The 18,510-nt window shown below is 34.6% G+C and carries 15 protein-coding genes; 14 read left to right on the top strand and 1 reads right to left on the bottom strand.

Annotated features, from left to right (window positions below; all coding sequences use genetic code 11):
• Positions 1-59: 59 nt before the first annotated feature.
• Entirely contained in the window at positions 60-1,607 is a 1,548-nt protein-coding gene (locus WHC90_RS01765) for a response regulator (RefSeq protein WP_188598718.1), read from the bottom strand.
• A gap of 166 nt (positions 1,608-1,773) precedes the next feature.
• Between WHC90_RS01765 and WHC90_RS01760 the strand changes: the two genes are divergently transcribed.
• The 14 genes from WHC90_RS01760 (at position 1,774) to WHC90_RS01695 (ending at position 18,441) form a co-directional block, all read left to right on the top strand.
• Positions 1,774-3,018 carry an HD domain-containing protein gene (locus tag WHC90_RS01760; RefSeq protein WP_188598719.1) on the top strand — a complete coding sequence of 415 codons (1,245 nt, stop codon included), beginning with the start codon at positions 1,774-1,776 and terminating at the stop codon, positions 3,016-3,018.
• Positions 3,019-3,042: 24 nt separating this feature from the next.
• The gene (lpxD, locus tag WHC90_RS01755) at positions 3,043-4,074 is read left to right on the top strand and encodes a UDP-3-O-(3-hydroxymyristoyl)glucosamine N-acyltransferase (protein ID WP_188598720.1); all 1,032 of its coding nucleotides are present in this window, start codon (positions 3,043-3,045) and stop codon (positions 4,072-4,074) included.
• Between the two features lies 1 nt (position 4,075).
• Entirely contained in the window at positions 4,076-5,467 is a 1,392-nt protein-coding gene (locus WHC90_RS01750; RefSeq protein WP_188598721.1) for a bifunctional UDP-3-O-[3-hydroxymyristoyl] N-acetylglucosamine deacetylase/3-hydroxyacyl-ACP dehydratase, read from the top strand.
• A 3-nt stretch (positions 5,468-5,470) separates the two neighbouring features.
• Positions 5,471-6,253: an acyl-ACP--UDP-N-acetylglucosamine O-acyltransferase gene (lpxA, locus tag WHC90_RS01745; protein WP_188598722.1), complete on the top strand. Its 783-nt coding sequence runs from the start codon at positions 5,471-5,473 to the stop codon at positions 6,251-6,253.
• Between the two features lie 43 nt (positions 6,254-6,296).
• Entirely contained in the window at positions 6,297-6,863 is a 567-nt protein-coding gene (efp, locus tag WHC90_RS01740; RefSeq protein WP_188598723.1) for an elongation factor P, read from the top strand.
• Positions 6,864-6,865: 2 nt separating this feature from the next.
• Positions 6,866-7,786, top strand: coding sequence for a UDP-3-O-(3-hydroxymyristoyl)glucosamine N-acyltransferase (locus WHC90_RS01735; RefSeq protein ID WP_188598724.1), 921 nt, complete (start codon positions 6,866-6,868; stop codon positions 7,784-7,786).
• Between the two features lie 101 nt (positions 7,787-7,887).
• Positions 7,888-8,763, top strand: coding sequence for a succinate--CoA ligase subunit alpha (gene sucD / locus WHC90_RS01730; RefSeq protein WP_188598725.1), 876 nt, complete (start codon positions 7,888-7,890; stop codon positions 8,761-8,763).
• A 157-nt stretch (positions 8,764-8,920) separates the two neighbouring features.
• Complete coding sequence (fabG, locus tag WHC90_RS01725) at positions 8,921-9,667, top strand: 3-oxoacyl-[acyl-carrier-protein] reductase (protein ID WP_188598726.1); 747 nt, start codon at positions 8,921-8,923, stop codon at positions 9,665-9,667.
• A 121-nt stretch (positions 9,668-9,788) separates the two neighbouring features.
• Complete coding sequence (locus WHC90_RS01720; RefSeq protein ID WP_188598727.1) at positions 9,789-11,774, top strand: M1 family metallopeptidase; 1,986 nt, start codon at positions 9,789-9,791, stop codon at positions 11,772-11,774.
• A 129-nt stretch (positions 11,775-11,903) separates the two neighbouring features.
• Positions 11,904-13,937, top strand: coding sequence for a VWA domain-containing protein (locus WHC90_RS01715; RefSeq protein ID WP_188598728.1), 2,034 nt, complete (start codon positions 11,904-11,906; stop codon positions 13,935-13,937).
• Between the two features lie 76 nt (positions 13,938-14,013).
• Positions 14,014-14,403, top strand: a complete 390-nt coding sequence (locus WHC90_RS01710; RefSeq protein WP_188598729.1) for an acyl-CoA thioesterase — start codon at positions 14,014-14,016, stop codon at positions 14,401-14,403.
• Positions 14,404-14,497: 94 nt separating this feature from the next.
• Positions 14,498-16,654 (top strand): TonB-dependent receptor, encoded by a 2,157-nt coding sequence (locus WHC90_RS01705; RefSeq protein WP_188598730.1) that lies wholly within the window; start codon positions 14,498-14,500, stop codon positions 16,652-16,654.
• A 16-nt stretch (positions 16,655-16,670) separates the two neighbouring features.
• The gene (locus WHC90_RS01700; RefSeq protein ID WP_188598731.1) at positions 16,671-17,564 is read left to right on the top strand and encodes a cation diffusion facilitator family transporter; all 894 of its coding nucleotides are present in this window, start codon (positions 16,671-16,673) and stop codon (positions 17,562-17,564) included.
• Positions 17,565-17,610: 46 nt separating this feature from the next.
• Positions 17,611-18,441 carry a prohibitin family protein gene (locus WHC90_RS01695; protein WP_188598732.1) on the top strand — a complete coding sequence of 277 codons (831 nt, stop codon included), beginning with the start codon at positions 17,611-17,613 and terminating at the stop codon, positions 18,439-18,441.
• The last annotated feature ends 69 nt before the right edge of the window (positions 18,442-18,510 follow it).

The raw sequence follows: 18,510 nt of genomic DNA, 5'->3' as shown, positions 1-18,510 counted from the left end.
TAGTTTGAAAAAGACAAACCTCAAAGAAGAAACGAAAGATAAACCAGCCTTATTTTAACTTATTTTGGACTGTAAATTGCGAAAGGTATTATTAACTCTTCTAAAGAGATTCCACCGTGTTGATAGGTGTTCTTATAGTATTTAACGTAGTGATTGTAATTGTTTTGATAGGCTAAGAAAACATCTTCTTTTGCAAAAATATAAGAACTATTCATAGCTGAACTTGGAAGTGAAATTTCTTTTGGATCTTTTACAGCATAGACATCTTTGGCGTTATAGGTTAAGCTTCTACCTGTCTTATAACGCAAATTACTGCTGGCATCACGATCACCAATCACTTTACTCGGTCTTTTACAATTTATCGTTCCATGATCGGTGGTAATTATTAATTGTTGACCTAATTTTTGTGCTTTTTGTATGATTTCGAACAGGGGAGAATTCTGGAACCAACTGGCAGTTAAGGAGCGATATGCTTTATCATCTCCGGAGAGTTCTTTAATTAGGTCCATCTCTGTTTTTGCATGTGAAAGCATGTCAACAAAATTATACACCACAACGGTTAGATCATTTTGTTTTGTGGCTTGATAATTATCAGCCAGCTCTTTCCCGTTTTTTAAATTGGTGATTTTAAAATACTGATGCGAAATATTTAAATTTAAACGTTTGATTTGTGCGGTTAAAAATTCATTTTCAAAAAGATTTTTCCCGCCTTCATCAGTGTCATTTTTCCAATAATTCGGAAACTTTTTCTCCATATCAGAAGGCATTAGCCCAGAGAAAATGGCATTTCTAGCATACTGAGTTGCAGAAGGTAGGATGCTAAAATAACTGTGCTCAATTTGCTTTTTGTAAAAGTTAGCAAACAGAGGCTCTAGCACTCTAAATTGATCATAACGCAAATTATCAATGACAACCAAAAGAGTTCCGTTTTCTTTTGATAGTGAAGGGAATGCATATTCTTTTAATAACTGATGTGAAAATACAGGACCTTCTTTATCTGTTAGAAAATCAGCATAATTTTGTTTTATAAATTTAAAAAACAGATTGTTTGCTTCTGCTTTCTGACCCTCAAGAATTCCTAACATAGCACTATCATCAATCTGCTCTAACAATAGCTCCCAATGAGTAAGCTTTTTATAAACATCTATCCAGCCTTGATAGCTATTAACCAGAGCCAAATCCATGCTGATTTTTCTAAATTCTTGCTGATAGGTCGATGTGGTTTTGACACTCACTAATTTTGAATGGTCTAAGTTTTTTTTAAGACTTAATAAAATTTGATGCGGATTAACAGGTTTTATTAAATAGTCGGCAATTTTAGAGCCGATGGCTTCTTCCATAATAGCTTCTTCTTCACTTTTTGTGATCATGATGACAGGAAGGTTAGGCTGAAGCTGTTTTATTTCTGTAAGGGTTTCCAAGCCAGTCATACCAGGCATATGCTCATCAAGAAAGACAATGTCAAAATTGTTTTTTGAAACCAAATCAATAGCATCAATACCATTGGTACAGGTGGTTGTATGATAATTTTTTTGCTCTAAAAAAAGCACATGAGCTTTTAGTAGATCTATCTCATCATCAACCCATAAAATCTCTATTTTTTTCATTAAAAAGTTTAAAAGTATACTTGCTAAAATAATCCAAAACCGACTGATACCCCCTAATTTATTAATAAAATTTCGTTAATTAAAAGAAAGCATGTACTTTTAAGTTCAGATGTTATAGTCATCCTTAGAACTATAGTATATTTGTATTGTTTTAAACAAGCTACTTTTGAATACTACACGCACCAATAAATTAAAAATACTAAACGATCCTATTTACGGATTTATAAGCATTCCAAACAGTCTAATTTTTGACATTATAGAACATCCCTATTTTCAGAGACTCCGCAGAGTTACGCAAATGGGTTTTTCTAGCTTGGTCTATCCAGGTGCTCATCACACTCGATTCCACCATGCAATTGGCTGTATGCATTTGATGCAAAAAGCCGTTAGAGTACTACGCTTTAAAGGAGTTGACATCTCTGATGAAGAGGCCAACGCATTGTATATTGCAATTTTGTTACACGATATTGGTCACGGAGCTTTTTCACACGCTCTAGAAAACAGTATTGTTAATGGAATTACTCATGAGGAGATTTCTTTAAAGTTTATGAAAGCTCTTAATAAGACTTTTGACGGACAGCTAACACTTGCAATACAGATTTTTGAAGGTAAATACGACAGAGGTTTTTTTAATCAATTAATCTCAAGTCAACTAGATATTGATCGACTTGATTATTTAAAGAGAGATAGCTTTTTTACAGGTGTTGCCGAAGGAAACATTAGCTCAGATCGATTAATAGCTATGATGCATGTACAGGATGATGAGCTTGTTATCGAAAAGAAAGGAATCTATTCTGTAGAGAATTTTTTAATTGCACGTAGATTGATGTATTGGCAAGTATATCTACACAAAACAGGCTTGGTTGCAGAAAATATGTTGGTCAATATTTTAAAACGCGCTAAATATTTAGCAAGTCAGCAAATCGATTTACCAGCAACCAAAACTTTACAATATTTTTTATACCATCAAATCTCCGCCCAAAACTTTGATGATCACACATTACTTATGTTTTCTAAGCTTGATGATTATGATGTGTTATCAGCAATAAAAGAATGGACACTGCATCCAGATCCTGTTCTTTCTAAATTGTCACAAATGATAATGGATCGTAATTTGTTGAAAATAAAAATGCAGAATAATCCTTTTAATCCAAAAGATCTCAAGAAAATTAAAAATGATTTTATAGAGCAGAGTGATTTTACAGAAGAGGAGTTAAACTATTTTATTTTTGAAAACTCTGTTAGTAATCTCGCATACAACACAAAACGCCCCATAAAAATTGTGTACGGAAAAGGAAAGACAGAAGACATCGCTTTGGCATCAGATCAACTTAATCTACAAGCACTCACAAAAGCTGTAGTAAAACACTACATCTGTTATCCAAAGAAAATGTTTTTAAAGGATTCATAAGTTTTTTTTATACTTTTGCAGTTAATGAAATTTACAGCACAACAAATAGCGGATCTTATAGAAGGTGATATCGTTGGGAATCCTGACGAAGAAGTTTCAACCCTCTCAAAAATTGAAGAAGGTATCAAAGGAAGTCTAACTTTTTTATCCAATCCCAAATACAATTCATTTTTATACACCACAAATGCCTCTATTACTATCGTAAATAGATCTTTTGTGCCTGAGAAAGAAATCACAACCACATTAATACAAGTAGAAGATGCCTACAATGCATTTTCCAAATTGTTGGGTTTTTACAATGAAGTAAAGAATACTAAAACAGGAAGAGAAGAACCTTATTATTTTTCTAAAACTGCACAGATAGGCTCAGATGAGTATATCGGTGCTTTTTCGCATGTTGGTGAAAATGTTATCATTGGAAATCATGTAAAGATACATCCCAATGTAACTATTGGAGATAATGTTGTTATTGGTGATTATTGTACCTTGTACCCAGGTGTTAAAATTTACTCTGAAACCCAAATAGGCAATTACTGTGTGTTCCATGCAGGAGTGATTATAGGTTCAGATGGTTTTGGTTTTGCACCAAACAACTCTGGTTCTTTTGATAAAATTCCTCAAATAGGGAATGTGATCATTGAAGATCATGTAGATGTTGGAGCAGGTACTACTATAGATAGAGCTACCATGGGATCAACCATCATTAGAAAAGGAGTTAAACTAGACAATCAAATACAGATTGCACATAATGTAGAGATAGGAAACAATACTGTGATTGCTGCGCAAACAGGTGTTGCAGGCTCAACAAAGATTGGAAGCAATTGTATGATAGGAGGTCAAGTAGGTGTGGTAGGTCATATCACCATCGGAAATAATGTAAAGGTTCAAGCGCAGTCTGGAATTACAAAAAGTGTTCCTGATAATGAAGTGATTCAAGGAACTCCAGCCTTTAGCTATAATGATTTTAATAAATCATATATATACTTTAGAAAATTGCCGCAGTTGGTAACTAAAGTCAATAATTTAGAGAAAGAGTTAAAAACTCAAAAAAAATAATATGAGTACGAAACAAAAAACAATTCTTAGCGAGGTAAGTCTATCCGGTGTTGGTCTTCATACAGGAAATACGGTTAATATGACATTTAAACCTGCTCCCGAGAACTATGGTTATGCCTTTATTAGAGTAGATTTAGAAGGTCATCCAGTAATTGCAGCAAGTGCAGAGTACGTTGTCAATACGCAAAGAGGAACTAATTTAGAGAAAAATGGTGTTCAAATTCAAACTTCTGAGCATGTATTAGCTGCTGCAGTTGGTTTGGGAATTGACAACTTAATTATAGAAATAGATGCATCAGAGCCTCCAATTATGGATGGTTCATCGAAGTTTTTTGTAGAAGCATTAGAGAGTGCGGGTTTACAAGAACAATCCGCAGAAGTAGAAGAGTATGTGGTTAAAGAGATTATTTCTTATCGAGATGAAAGCACAGGAAGTGAGATTATTTTGATGCCTTCTGATAAGTATGAAGTTACCACTATGGTAGATTTTGGTACAAAAATATTAGGAACTCAAAATGCAACCTTACATCATATTTCTGATTTTAAAGAAGAAATAGCTGCTGCAAGAACATTTAGCTTCTTACACGAAATAGAGATGCTACTTGAAAATGATTTGATTAAGGGTGGTGATTTAAACAATGCCATTGTTTATGTAGATAAGGAATTGTCAGAGGCAACGATGAGTAAACTTAAGAGCGCCTTTAAGAAAGATAATATTGCAGTAAAACCGAATGGTATTTTAGATAATTTAACCTTACATTGGGCCAATGAAGCAGCCAGACACAAATTATTAGATGTGATAGGTGATTTGGCATTGGCAGGAATTCGCATCCGTGGAAAGGTCATCGCTAACAAACCTGGACATCTTGTAAATACACAATTTGCTAAAAAATTGGCGAAGATCATCAAAATGGAAAAACGAAACAATGTACCTCAGTATGATTTAAACCAGCCACCATTGATGGACATCCATCAAATTATGAACATCTTACCACACAGGCCTCCATTTTTATTAGTGGATCGGATTCTAGAGCTTTCAGATAACCATGTGGTAGGTATGAAGAACGTAACAATGAATGAGAACTTCTTTGTTGGACATTTTCCAGGAGCTCCAGTAATGCCAGGTGTATTACAAGTAGAAGCGATGGCACAATGTGGAGGAATCCTTGTTCTTAGTACCGTTCCAGATCCAGAAAATTACTTGACCTATTTTATGAAAATGGACAATGTAAAATTTAAACAAAAAGTATTACCTGGAGATACATTAATTTTTAAATGTGAATTAATTTCACCGATGCGAAGAGGGATTTGTCATATGCAGGCTTATGGCTATGCAAATGGGAAATTAGTCGTAGAGGCAGAATTAATGGCTCAAATAGCAAAAAAACAATAGCTTATGAATCAACCCTTAGCCTATGTACATCCTCAAGCTAAAGTAGCTAGAAATGTAGTAATAGAGCCTTTTGCAACCATCAACAACGATGTGGAAATTGGTTCAGGAACATGGATAGGATCTAATGTAACCATTATGGAAGGAGCTAGAATCGGAAAAAACTGCCGCATATTTCCTGGGGCTGTAATTTCTGCTATTCCTCAGGATTTAAAATTCGAAGGAGAAGATTCACTTACAATTATTGGTGATAATACAACCATTAGAGAATGTGTAACCATTAACAGAGGAACCAATGATAGAGGTAAAACTGTTATAGGCGAAAATTGTTTGATTATGGCTGCATCTCATATTGCTCATGACTGTATCGTTGGAGATAATGCAATCATCGTTAATGGTGTTTTGTTGGGAGGTCATGTTGTAGTTGGTAAATACGCTATTATTGGTGGGTTAGCCGCAGTACATCAATTTATTCATGTTGGAGATCACGCTATGATTTCTGGAGGTTCTTTAGTTCGTAAGGACGTACCGCCATTTACCAAAGCAGGAAAAGAGCCCTTATCTTATGTAGGGATTAATTCTATTGGACTTCGTAGAAGAGGGTTTTCTTCTGAAAAAATCAAAGAGATTCAAGATATCTACAGAATTTTATACCAAAAGAATTACAACAACACTCAAGCCCTAGAAATTATAGAAGCCGAAATGGAAGCGACACCAGAACGTGATGAAATTACACTTTTCATTAGAAATTCGAAGCGTGGAATTATGAAAGGCTATTTAGGAAGCTAAATAAAATAAAACGTAAATTAGTAATTAAGAAAATAAAGCATACATGGCAACAACATCAGATATAAGAAACGGATTGTGTATTAGATACAATAATGACATTTACAAAGTTGTAGAGTTTTTACACGTTAAACCAGGTAAAGGACCTGCTTTTGTTCGTACAAAATTAAAGAGTGTAACCAACGGAAAAGTTATAGACAACACCTTTCCTGCAGGTAGAAAACTAGATGATGTTCGTGTAGAAACTCATAAATTTCAATACTTATACAGAGAAGGAGATGTGTATCACTTTATGAATGAACAAGATTACACACAAATTCAACTTCAAAAGAGTGCCTTAGATGTGCCAGAATTAATGAAAGAAGGAGAAATTGTTACCATCATTATTAACTCTGAAGATGGAATGCCTTTATCTGTAGACATGCCTGCAAGTGTTATTTTAGAAGTAACCCACACTGAGCCTGGATTAAAAGGAAATACAGCAACCAATGCAACCAAACCTGCGACGGTAGAAACTGGTGCAGAAGTTAATGTTCCTCTTTTTATCAATGAAGGTGATAAAATTAAAATTGAGACTTCAAAAGGAGCATACCAAGAACGTATCAAAGAGTAATTTTGAAATTTTCTCAACCACAAACACTACAACAAATTGCTACTTTATTAAAGGTAGAATTTGTTGGTTCTGCTGATTATGCAGTTACCGGTATAAATGAAATTCACGTTGTTGAAAAAGGTGATATTGTTTTTGTAGATCATCCAAAATATTATGACCAGGCATTAAACTCTGCTGCAACCACTATTTTAATTAATAAGAAGGTAGCCTGTCCAGAAGGAAAGTCATTGTTAATATCTGATGATCCTTTTAGAGATTTTAATACCATAACGAAGCATTTCAATCCTTTTATCGCTGCTAAAGCTAGTATTGCCGATTCAGCTACAATAGGAGAAAACACTGTTATTCAGCCTAATGTATTTATTGGTAATAATGTAAGAATTGGGAAAAACTGCCGTATTCACGCCAATGTGAGTATTTATGATAATTGTCGCATAGGTGATGATGTAACTATTCATGCAAATACCGTCATCGGTTCTGATGCTTTTTATTACAAAAACAGACCTAGTGGTTATGATCAACTAATTTCTGGAGGTAGTGTTTTAATAGAAGATGAAGTGCACTTAGGTGCTAGTTGTACTATTGACAGAGGAGTTTCTGGTAATACACATATTAAAAAGGGAACAAAAATTGACAACCAGGTACATATTGGGCATGACACCGTAATTGGTAAAAAATGTTTAATCGCTGCTCAAACCGGTATTGCTGGTTGTAATATCATTGAAGATGAAGTAACAATTTGGGGACAGGTAGGAATGACAAGTGGAATTTCTATAGAAAAAGGCACCATAGTGATGGCGCAATCTGGTGTTACTAAAAGTCTTAGCAAGGGTATTTACTACGGAACCCCTGCTATACAACACAAACAAAAATTACGAGAAGTAATCTATCTTAAAAATATCGTTGGCAATCAAAAAAAGTGAAACGAAATTGGTTGGATACCATTGTAAAAAAAGTTATTTTTGTGCAGTAAAAAATATTCAGTTCAATAGAACGTATAATCTAGAGTAAAACAAAAAATCAAATGAGCGTTTTAGTAAATAAAGATTCAAAAGTTATAGTACAAGGTTTTACAGGAAGTGAAGGTACCTTTCACGCTGGTCAAATGATTGATTATGGCACCAATGTAGTTGGTGGTGTGACACCGGGAAAAGGTGGTCAAGAGCATTTAGGAAAGCCTGTATTTAATACAGTTGCCGATGCTGTTTCTAAAGCAGGAGCAGATACTTCAATTATTTTTGTACCACCAGCTTTTGCTGCTGATGCAATTATGGAAGCTGCTGATGCAGGAATCAAAGTAATTATTTGTATCACAGAAGGAATTCCTACTGCTGATATGGTAAAAGTAAAAGCTTATATTGATGCTAAGGATTGTATTTTAGTTGGTCCAAACTGTCCAGGTGTTATTACTCCAGACGAGGCAAAAGTTGGTATTATGCCAGGTTTTATCTTTAAGAAAGGGCGTGTTGGAATCGTTTCTAAATCAGGAACTCTTACTTATGAAGCTGCTGATCAAGTTGTAAAACAAGGTTACGGAATCACTACTGCAATTGGTATTGGTGGAGATCCAATTATTGGAACTACAACAAAAGAAGCTGTTGAACTATTAATGAATGATGATGAAACTGAAGCAATCGTTATGATTGGTGAAATTGGTGGTCAATTAGAAGCTGATGCTGCAAAGTGGATCAAAGCTGATGGAAACAGAAAGCCAGTTGTTGGGTTTATCGCTGGTCAGACTGCGCCTGCAGGACGTACAATGGGTCATGCTGGAGCAATTGTTGGTGGAGCTGATGATACTGCACAAGCTAAAATGGCTATTTTAAGAGCAAATGGAATTCACGTAGTAGATTCTCCAGCTAAAATTGGAGAAATGATCGCTACTGTCTTAAAAAAATAAATACAAATCGTTTTAGTTTAAAACGAAACACAAATAAAATTCCCGACTTCGTTGAATTCATCCTCAGCTTTTCGGGAATTTCTTTTTATTGGGAAATTCCCATCAATAAAAGATTAGTATATTTGAAAAACTCATAAAGAAATCAAACAACTTACTTATGAAATTATTAGATAATAAAACGGCACTTATTACAGGAGCCTCTAGAGGGATTGGTCGAGGAATTGCTCTGATGTTTGCCAAACAAGGTGCTCATGTTGCTTTTACCTATAGCTCATCTGTTGATGCTGCAAACGAACTAGAAAAAGAATTACAAGCATTTGGTGTAAAAGCGAAGGGCTACCAATCAAACGCTGCAAATTTTGATGCGGCTCAAGAATTAGCAGCAGAAGTACTAAAAGAATTTGGTGCTATTGATGTTTTAATAAACAATGCTGGAATCACAAAAGACAATTTGCTAATGCGAATTTCTGAAGATGATTTTGATAAGGTGATAGAAGTTAATTTAAAATCTGTATTTAACTTAACCAAAGCTGTAATCAGACCTATGATGAAACAACGTTCAGGATCTATAATTAATATGAGTTCTGTTGTTGGATTAAAAGGAAATGCTGGTCAAGCCAATTACGCAGCTTCAAAAGCTGGAATTATCGGGTTTTCTAAATCAGTAGCTTTAGAATTAGGTTCTCGTAATATTCGAAGCAATGTGATTGCTCCTGGTTTTATAGAAACAGAAATGACTGCCAAGCTCGATGAAAAAGTTGTAGAAGGATGGCGTAATGAAATTCCTTTAAAAAGAGGAGGGACTCCAGAAGATATCGCTAATGCCTGTGTGTTTTTAGCATCAGACATGAGTGGGTATATTACCGGTCAAACCCTTTCTGTTGATGGAGGAATGAACACCTAATAAACACGACATAAACTATATATTAAGCCTATACCTTTTTGGTATGGGCTTTTTTAACATCTAAGGTTTTGTAAATATGCTGCTTAGTATGTATCTTCGGGCATAAACTTAAGCAACAACCATGAAAATACTACTAAAAGGACTGTCCCTTGTTTTCTTATTACAAGGGTATTTAGGTGCTGCACAGCAAAAAAGCCTAACATCAACAAAGCGAACAATTCGCCATGAAATTCCATTGACTAACTCGATTCAAAAAGCTATAAAGGCTGGAACTAGAGATTTTACGGGTACACCTGGAAAAAACTATTGGCAATTAGAGGCTGATTACGATATTAACGTAAGCCTAAACCCAAGGACACAAGTTCTTTCTGGTACAGAAACAATTTTAATGCACAACAATAGTACTGATGATTTAAACAGTATTGTATTAAGGTTGGATCACAATATTTTTAGAGCGGATGTCCCAAGAGGGAGTTCAGTTCCTGCAGAAACTACAGAAGGAATGGTAATCACTCGATTAGTTGTAGATGGTGTAGAGGTTGATTTACACGCAAGACCAGCTGGTTTTAGAAGAGGACAAAAAAGTACTCCAAAAATTTCTGTGAGTGGCTTGCAACAAACAGTAGCGGTAATCAATCTTGCGACTCCAATTAAAGCAAAATCAAAAGCAACCGTAGAAATTTCTTGGAATACAAAATTACCTGGAGGAGAAAACGGAAGAGGACATAGAATGACCCAACGATGGGGTAGTCGTGTGTTTCAACCAACTCAATGGTTTCCTAGACTTGCAAAATATGATGATTTAAGAGGTTGGCAAAGAGATGTTTATTTAGGTCCTGCAGAATTTTTTAACAATTTCGGAACCTTTGATGTAAAGATCAATGTACCAGATGGTTGGATAGTGAGTTCAACAGGAGTTTTACAAAATGCCAACGAAATCTTAACCCAAGAAACCAACAATCGATTGGCTAAGGTTTTAAAATCAAATGAGGAATTAACCATTATTGGTCAAGGTGAAAAAGGCCTAAAGCCAGCAAAGGACAATCAAATAATTTGGCATTATAAAGCTGATAAAGTAAATGATTTTGCTTGGGCAGCATCTAATGAATTTGTATGGAAAGCCACTAGAGCTGTGATTCCTAGCAAAGGACCGATCCCGATTCATATGGTGTTTTTACCAGAAAGAGCAAATAGATTTACAAGAGCAGGAGCAGTAACGCGTCATGCCTTAGAGTTCTACTCAAATTTATGGACACCTTATGCTTTTCCACAGTTAACACTTCAGGATGGTCCTAGTGCCGGAATGGAATACCCTATGGTAATCAACTCTAATCAAGGTGCTGCAGATCATGAAACTGCACATCAATGGTGGCCAATGGTCGTAGGAACAAACGAAACCAGATACGGTTGGATGGATGAAGGATTTAATACCTATATGAATATCTTATCAAATGCTGATGCAACAGGAAGACCAGCCAAACTAGATGGTTGGGGACAAAACTATGGTAGAATTAGCGGAAACGAAGAAGAACCTACCATGATGTGGATGTCTAATTACGGAGGAAACTTATATGGATTTCAGACCTATAACAAAGCACCAATGATGCTTTCTATGTTGGGAAGTATCGTAGGAGATGATGCAGTACAAGCTGCTATGAAGAAATATGCAGCGGCCTGGTCATTTAAACACCCGTCTCCTTGGGATTTTGTGTACTTTATGAGTAGTGAATTACGCATGGATCTAGGATGGTTCTGGTATTATTGGTTGTGGACTACAGAGTCTGTTGATGGTTCAATTAATAAGGTTAGTAAGTCTGGATCTACTACCACAGTAGATGTTTATCAGGCTGGAGCAATGCCATCTCCTGTAGTATTAAAGGTTGAATTTGAAGAAGGAAGATCAGCTATTAAAAAAATGAAAAACGCTAAGATGCTAGATGCTAACACTGCAATTGTTACTTGGCCGGTTTCAGTTTGGTTTAATGGAAACCGAACGTTTAAAGCCAAATTGCAATTTGGATCTAGAAAGATTAAAAAAATAACTTTTGATCCTTTTGGTAGATTCCCAGATTCTGATGTAACTGACAATGTATGGCCTAAAAAATAACAACAACTAATACATAGAAAAAGCCTATCTGTTTTAGAAAACACGATAGGCTTTTTTATGTTGATTAATATTTTTTAGCGATTGATTATCAATATATTTTTAGTTAATTTTACGTTTAAAGATATCCACTTGCAAACAACAACAATTTTATTAATCTTATTTGCAGTTCTTATCAGCCTAGGTGCTTCATGGTTTTTGTATTTTTATAAGAACCCTAAAGTCAAAAGAACTCATTTGCTGTTGTTCTCCTTACGCTTTCTTGCATTTTTTTTACTTATACTCTTATGGATTAATCCAAGTATTGAAAACGACCGTATAACAAGCAAAAAACCAAGTTTAACTATTTTGGCTGACAACAGCCTCTCTATAAAGTTTTTAAAGCAAGATAGGGGCCTGTTAAATGCATTAGAAAAACTAAGACAAAATCAAAGTCTGTCAGATAAATTTGAGCTTATGTGGTATCGTTTTGGTAATGAGCTAGCAGTAATGCCTACCGACAGTTTGTCTTTTAAAGATACTCAGACCAATATTTACAAAGCGCTTGAAAGTGTTGATAAACTAACAAAGAACAGTAGTGATCCCGTGCTGTTATTAACGGATGGTAATCAAACTTTGGGTACCTCTTATAATTACAGCGGTACAAAAAACAATATATACCCCATCATATTAGGAGATACAGTACCTAAGACTGATATCAGTATTAAGCAAATTAATGCAAACCCTTATAGTTATTTAAGCAATACCTTTCCTGTTGAAATTCGTTTTCTGTATCAAGGTGAAACTGCTGTAAATACGACGTTTTACTTAAAAGTAGGCAATCGAATGCTTTTTAAAAAAAATCTAAGTTTTAGTAAGACATCAACAAGTCAAACTATAACAACATACTTAGATGCAGATAAAATAGGAGTGCATTATTATACTGCTAGTATAGCCCCAATTAAAAATGAAGAAAATCTAAAGAACAATCTTAAAACCTTTGCGGTAGAAGTCTTTAATGAGCAGACAAACATAGCTATTATCAGTGAAACTCAACACCCAGATATTGGCGCATTAAAGCGAGCCATTGAAACAAACAAGCAACGGAAGGTGACCTTATTAAATCTAGAAAATAACCACTTAAAAAACTCTGACTTTCAATTAGTTATACTCTATCAGCCAAACCAAAACTTTCAATCTGTTTTTACAGAAATTCAGCAGCAAGAACTCAATTACTGGGTAGTAACTGGCTTACAAACTGATTGGGATTTTTTAAATGAAGCACAAAAAAATTATCAAAAGAAGAGCATCAACAGTATTGAAGAATACGGAGCGTATTACAACAAATCTTTTACTGCTTTTGCACAAGAGGATATTGGATTTACTAATTTCCCTCCCTTGCAAGATCAATTTGGAGGAATCAAAATAAATAACAAACAAGACGCTATTTTATACCAATCCATTACAGGTTTTGATACTGAAACACCTTTGCTAACAACTTTTGAAGAAGCCAATCAAAAAAGTGCTGTTTTATTAGGAGAAGGGCTCTGGAAATGGAGAGCAACTAGTTTTAGGGTAGCCAATTCTTTTCAAGATTTTGATGCTTTTATTGGAAATACCGTACAATATTTGGCCTCTAGCCAACAAAGAGAACGACTCTCTATTAAAGTAGAGAACACCTATCCTGCAAACAGCCCTATTAAAATAAGCGCATTTTATGTTGACAAAAACTACAAATTTGACCCTAGAGCAAAATTACAGTTAAAGTTAGTAAATACTACCAATAACAATCAGATAAACAGTTCATTTTATTTGGAGGACAACTCTTTTGAACTAATTGTAAACAACTTAGCACCAGGCGACTACCAATATACTGTACAGGTTGAAAACCAGACACTTAAAAAGTCTGGTTCTTTTAAAATTACAGATTTCCAAATAGAAGAACAGTTTACCATGGCCAACATTGAAGGATTAAAAAGCTTAGCCAAGCGCACAGAAGGGCAGTGGTACAGCTCAAACAACATCTTAGAAGCCATTAATGCTATTGTAAAAGATAATAGGTATCAAACAGTGCAGAAAAGCACTAAGGTGCAAGAAGAGCTTATTCATTGGCCCATACTTCTTGTAATGATTATTCTTTTATTTTCTGCAGAATGGTTTATTAGAAAATACTATGGTCATATTTAATTTTACAATTGAGATTGATTGCTTCAATTAATAAATTGACCGAAATTTACAGTACTCAATACAAAACACAAAGAACATGAAGTATCATACAAGAAAATGGATTAAACCTGAAGATTTAAACCCAAATGGAACCTTATTTGGAGGACGGTTATTACAATGGATTGATGAGGAAATTGCTTTGTATGCAATCATTCAATTAGAGATTCCAAGAACAGTAACCAAATTTATGTCAGAAATAGATTTTGTGAGTTCTGCAAAACAGGGTGATATTATAGAAATAGGGATTGAAGTCTTGGCTTTTGGAAATACATCTATTACGTTAAAATGCACTGTTCGAAATAAATTAACACACAAAACCATTATTGAAATAGACAAAGTTGTTATGGTAGCCCTTGATGATAACGGTCAACCTAAAAAGCATGGAAAGACTGCTATAGAATACGTAAAAGATCGATTAAAAGATTAAAGGTTAATTGCTGTATTTTTTTTATACTTTTTTGCATCTTTTTAATAGGTTAAGCGTCTTCTATTAAATTATCAATTGACAAACAGCAAACACAATGGTTAAAAACGTTATTACAATCCTTTTTATTGGATTACTCTCACACACTGCATTTTCACAAAATTCACTTAAAGTAACCGTAGTTTCTGCAGAAGACAAAGAAGTGTTAATGGGTGCATCGGTCTATTTAAAAGGAACTCAGCTAGGAAATACTACAAATTATGATGGGATTGCAACTTTAGCATCTATCCCTAACGGTAAACAAACCTTAGTTGTTTCATTTGTGGGTTTTGAGACACAACAGATAAAACTAAACTTCCCGATAAAGGACAATAACATAAGCATTGCATTACACGAACATGAAGGTACTTTAGAAACCGTAGTAATATCATCAACCAGAAGTAAAAGAAGTATTGCTCAAATACCTACAAGAATTGAAGTAATTGGAGCTGAGGAACTGGGAGAAAAAGCAGCTATGAATTCTGCCAACATAGCCATGTTATTAAGAGAGAGTACAGGGATACAGATGCAACAGACTTCTGCAAACTCTGCCAATCAAAGTATTCGAATTCAAGGGTTGGATGGACGTTTTACTCAGCTATTAAAAGATGGATTCCCTTTATTTGGAGGGTTTTCTAGTGGTTTAAGTATTATGCAAATTCCACCTTTAGATTTACAACAGGTAGAGATTATTAAAGGAAGTTCTTCTACCTTATATGGAGGAGGAGCCATCGCAGGATTGGTGAATTTAATTTCTAAGAAACCTGGTTTTGAAAGTGAAACTACTTTTATGCTAGATTTAACATCGCGTAAAGGAGCTACTGTAAATGCGTACTATAGCAAACGAAATGATCGTTTTGGAATGTCTTTGTTTGGTTCGACCAACTTACAGCAAGCAAGTGATGTTAATAATGATACGTTTTCTGACCTGCCTAAAGTAAGAAGCATCAGCTTTAACCCATCATTCTATTATTACCCTTCAGAAGCTAAAACTTTAAGAGTTACGTTTAATATTTCTGATGAGCGTAGAGTAGGAGGTGATATTCGATATGTTAACCAGAACACAACGCCACAACAAGGTTTTTTTGAAGAAAACAAATCAAGTAGGTACGCAATGAAGAGCTCATATGATAATGAAATTTCTGAAAGCAGCTCTTTTCACATAAAAAATAGTCTTAGCTATTTTAATAGAGACTTACTTTTACCTACCTACCAGTTTTTAGGATCTCAATTTGCTAGTTTTACCGAAGCTACTTATAATAGGTACTCAGAAAAATCTGATTGGGTTTTTGGAGCCAATATCATTACAGAAGACTTTACAGAAACACCTACAACTGCTTTAGATAGAAGCTATCAGCAATTTACCAGCGGTGCTTTTGCACAAAACAATTTGACCGTTTCAGAAAACATGAGTTTAGAAACTGGTTTGCGTATTGATTACAATAATAATTACGGTACTTTTTTATTACCAAGAGTCTCTTTATTTTACAAGTTTACTAATGCATTGACTTCTAGAATTGGTGGAGGACTAGGATATAAAATCCCAACGATCTTTACAGAAGATTCAGAACTGCGTGCTTATCAACAAGTATTACCTATAAACCCTACTAATTTTAAAGCAGAAACTTCTGCTGGGCTTAATTTAGACCTTAACTATAAAACCACAATTCTTGAGGATGCAGTCTCTGTGTCATTTAATCAATTGTTCTTTTACACGCAGTTAAACAATAGCTTAGTGTTAACACAACAAGGACAAGATTATAAATTTTTAAATGCAACAAACCCTCTAGATAGCTATGGTTTTGAAACCAATTTAAAATTTAAATACAAAGACTTTATCTTATTTACCAATTATGCATTTAACAATGTAAAGGTTTTACAACAACAGAAAGCTTTAACTCCTAAGCACAATTTTGGAGGTGTACTTATGTATGAAGTTCACGATAAATGGCGAATTGGTTATGAGGCTTACTACAAGAGTTCTCAATTTAGAACAGACCTAACTGAAACACCGAGTTATTGGACTATGGGCTTTATGGCGATGAGAACCTTTGGTAAAATAAGTGTCTATGCAAATTTTGAAAACTTTACAGATAACAAACAATCAAATTATCAATCTATGATTACAGGATCAGCTAACAACCCAGTATTCTCAGATATTTGGGCTCCTACTGATGGCTTTGTTTTTAATGGGGGGATTTTAATAAAACTATAAATCGAAAGGGTGAACCATGGGACATCATCATCACCATCATCATGAAGAAGGAGCTACTAAAAACATTAAAACAGCGTTTTTTTTAAATCTTTCTTTTACTCTGATAGAAATTATTGGCGGGATTTACACCAATAGTTTGGCTATTGTTTCTGATGCTGTACATGATCTAGGTGATAGTATTAGTTTAGGGATGTCTTGGTATTTTCAAAAAATATCAACTAAAAAAGCAAACTCAAAATACTCGTATGGTTACAAGCGTTTTTCGCTTTTAGGCGCGATAATTAATAGTATTATATTAATTATCGGAACGGTGTTTATTATTAAAGAAGCCATACCGAGAATTATAAATCCTCAAGCAGCTGATGCCCATGGGATGATGTGGCTTGCTATTTTAGGCGTGTTGGTTAACGGAGCAGCCGTTTTAAAATTAAAAAAAGGCAGCTCTATAAATGAGAGGGTTGTAAGCCTGCATTTATTAGAAGATGTTTTGGGCTGGATTGCTGTTTTGATTGCAAGCATTATCATGCAATTTTGGAATGTTCCTATATTAGACCCAATACTCTCATTGGCAATTGCCTGTTATGTGCTTTTTAATGTGTTTAAAAACCTTAAAGAATCTATTAGCATCATTCTTCAAAGGGTACCTGATCAACTATCTGTAAAGGCAATTGAAAAAAAAGTCATTGCTATGAAAGGGATAAAAAGTGTTCACGACTGCCATCTATGGACCATGGACGGAGAATATCATGTATTAAGTATGCATTTGGTGCTTAATGACCCATATCAAAAAGAAACTACAGCACTTAAAAACCAGGTTAGACACTTGTTAAAGCAAGAGTTTCACATTGAGCATTGTACTTTAGAGCTAGATCAAAACCCAGAAGATTGTGCTTATAAAGATTGCAATTAACGGGCTTTAGTTGTAAATTTGATAAATTCAAAAAAAACTAAATTTTATGGCACAGAATCAAGTAGATTTAAAGTTTCCTAAAGGGGGACTTATTTTTATCATTATAGCGGTAGTACTCATCATTTTTATTTCAAAATCAACAGTGACTATTGGTCCTGGAGAGGGTGGTGTCTTATTTGAGCGATTTGGAGACGGTATTAACACCGATGAAACGTACAATGAAGGATTTCATATTGTTGCTCCTTGGAACGAAATGATCGTGCTTAAAGTGCGTCAACAGTCTATCTCTGATGAAATGAATGTATTGTCTGTAAACGGACTGGAAGTAAAAGTAAATGGAACCATCTGGTATGAACCAGAATTAGAGAACCTAGGAAGCTTAATCAAAACGAAAGGAGCAGATTTTGTAAGAGAATTGTTAAACCCTGCTGTAAACGCTGCCGCAAGATCTGTTGTGGGTAGATATACACCAGAACAATTGTACTCTAGTAAAAGAGATGTTATTGAACAGGAAATCTTAGAAGAACTGACTAATATTTTATCAGATCAGTATTTAACAGTTAAACGAGTATTGGTTGAAGATGTTAAATTACCAACAACTATTAGAACTGCCATTGAGACCAAACTAAAACAAGAGCAAGAATCTCTTGAGTATGAGTTTCGTTTAGCAAAAGCAAAAAAAGAAGCTGAGCGTCAAAAAATTGATGCAGAAGGGAAAGCAGTAGCAAATAAGATTTTAAGTGCTTCTTTAACGGATAAAATTTTACAAGAAAAAGGAATTGACGCAACTTTAGAGCTTGCGAAGTCTCCAAACAGCAAAGTTGTTGTCATTGGGTCAGGAAAAGACGGATTGCCAATTATCTTAGGAAATCAATAGAAACCTAGTAAAAAAACAATAAAATTCAACTCTTTTTACTGTATTATTATCAGTAAAAGCATTCTATTA

Origin of the sequence: Polaribacter pacificus, from assembly GCF_038024035.1 — a bacterium.
GTDB classification, from domain to species: domain Bacteria; phylum Bacteroidota; class Bacteroidia; order Flavobacteriales; family Flavobacteriaceae; genus Polaribacter; species Polaribacter pacificus.
The sequence above is the reverse complement of the archived record's forward strand: the minus strand, read 5'-3'. Positions and strand labels throughout refer to the sequence as shown.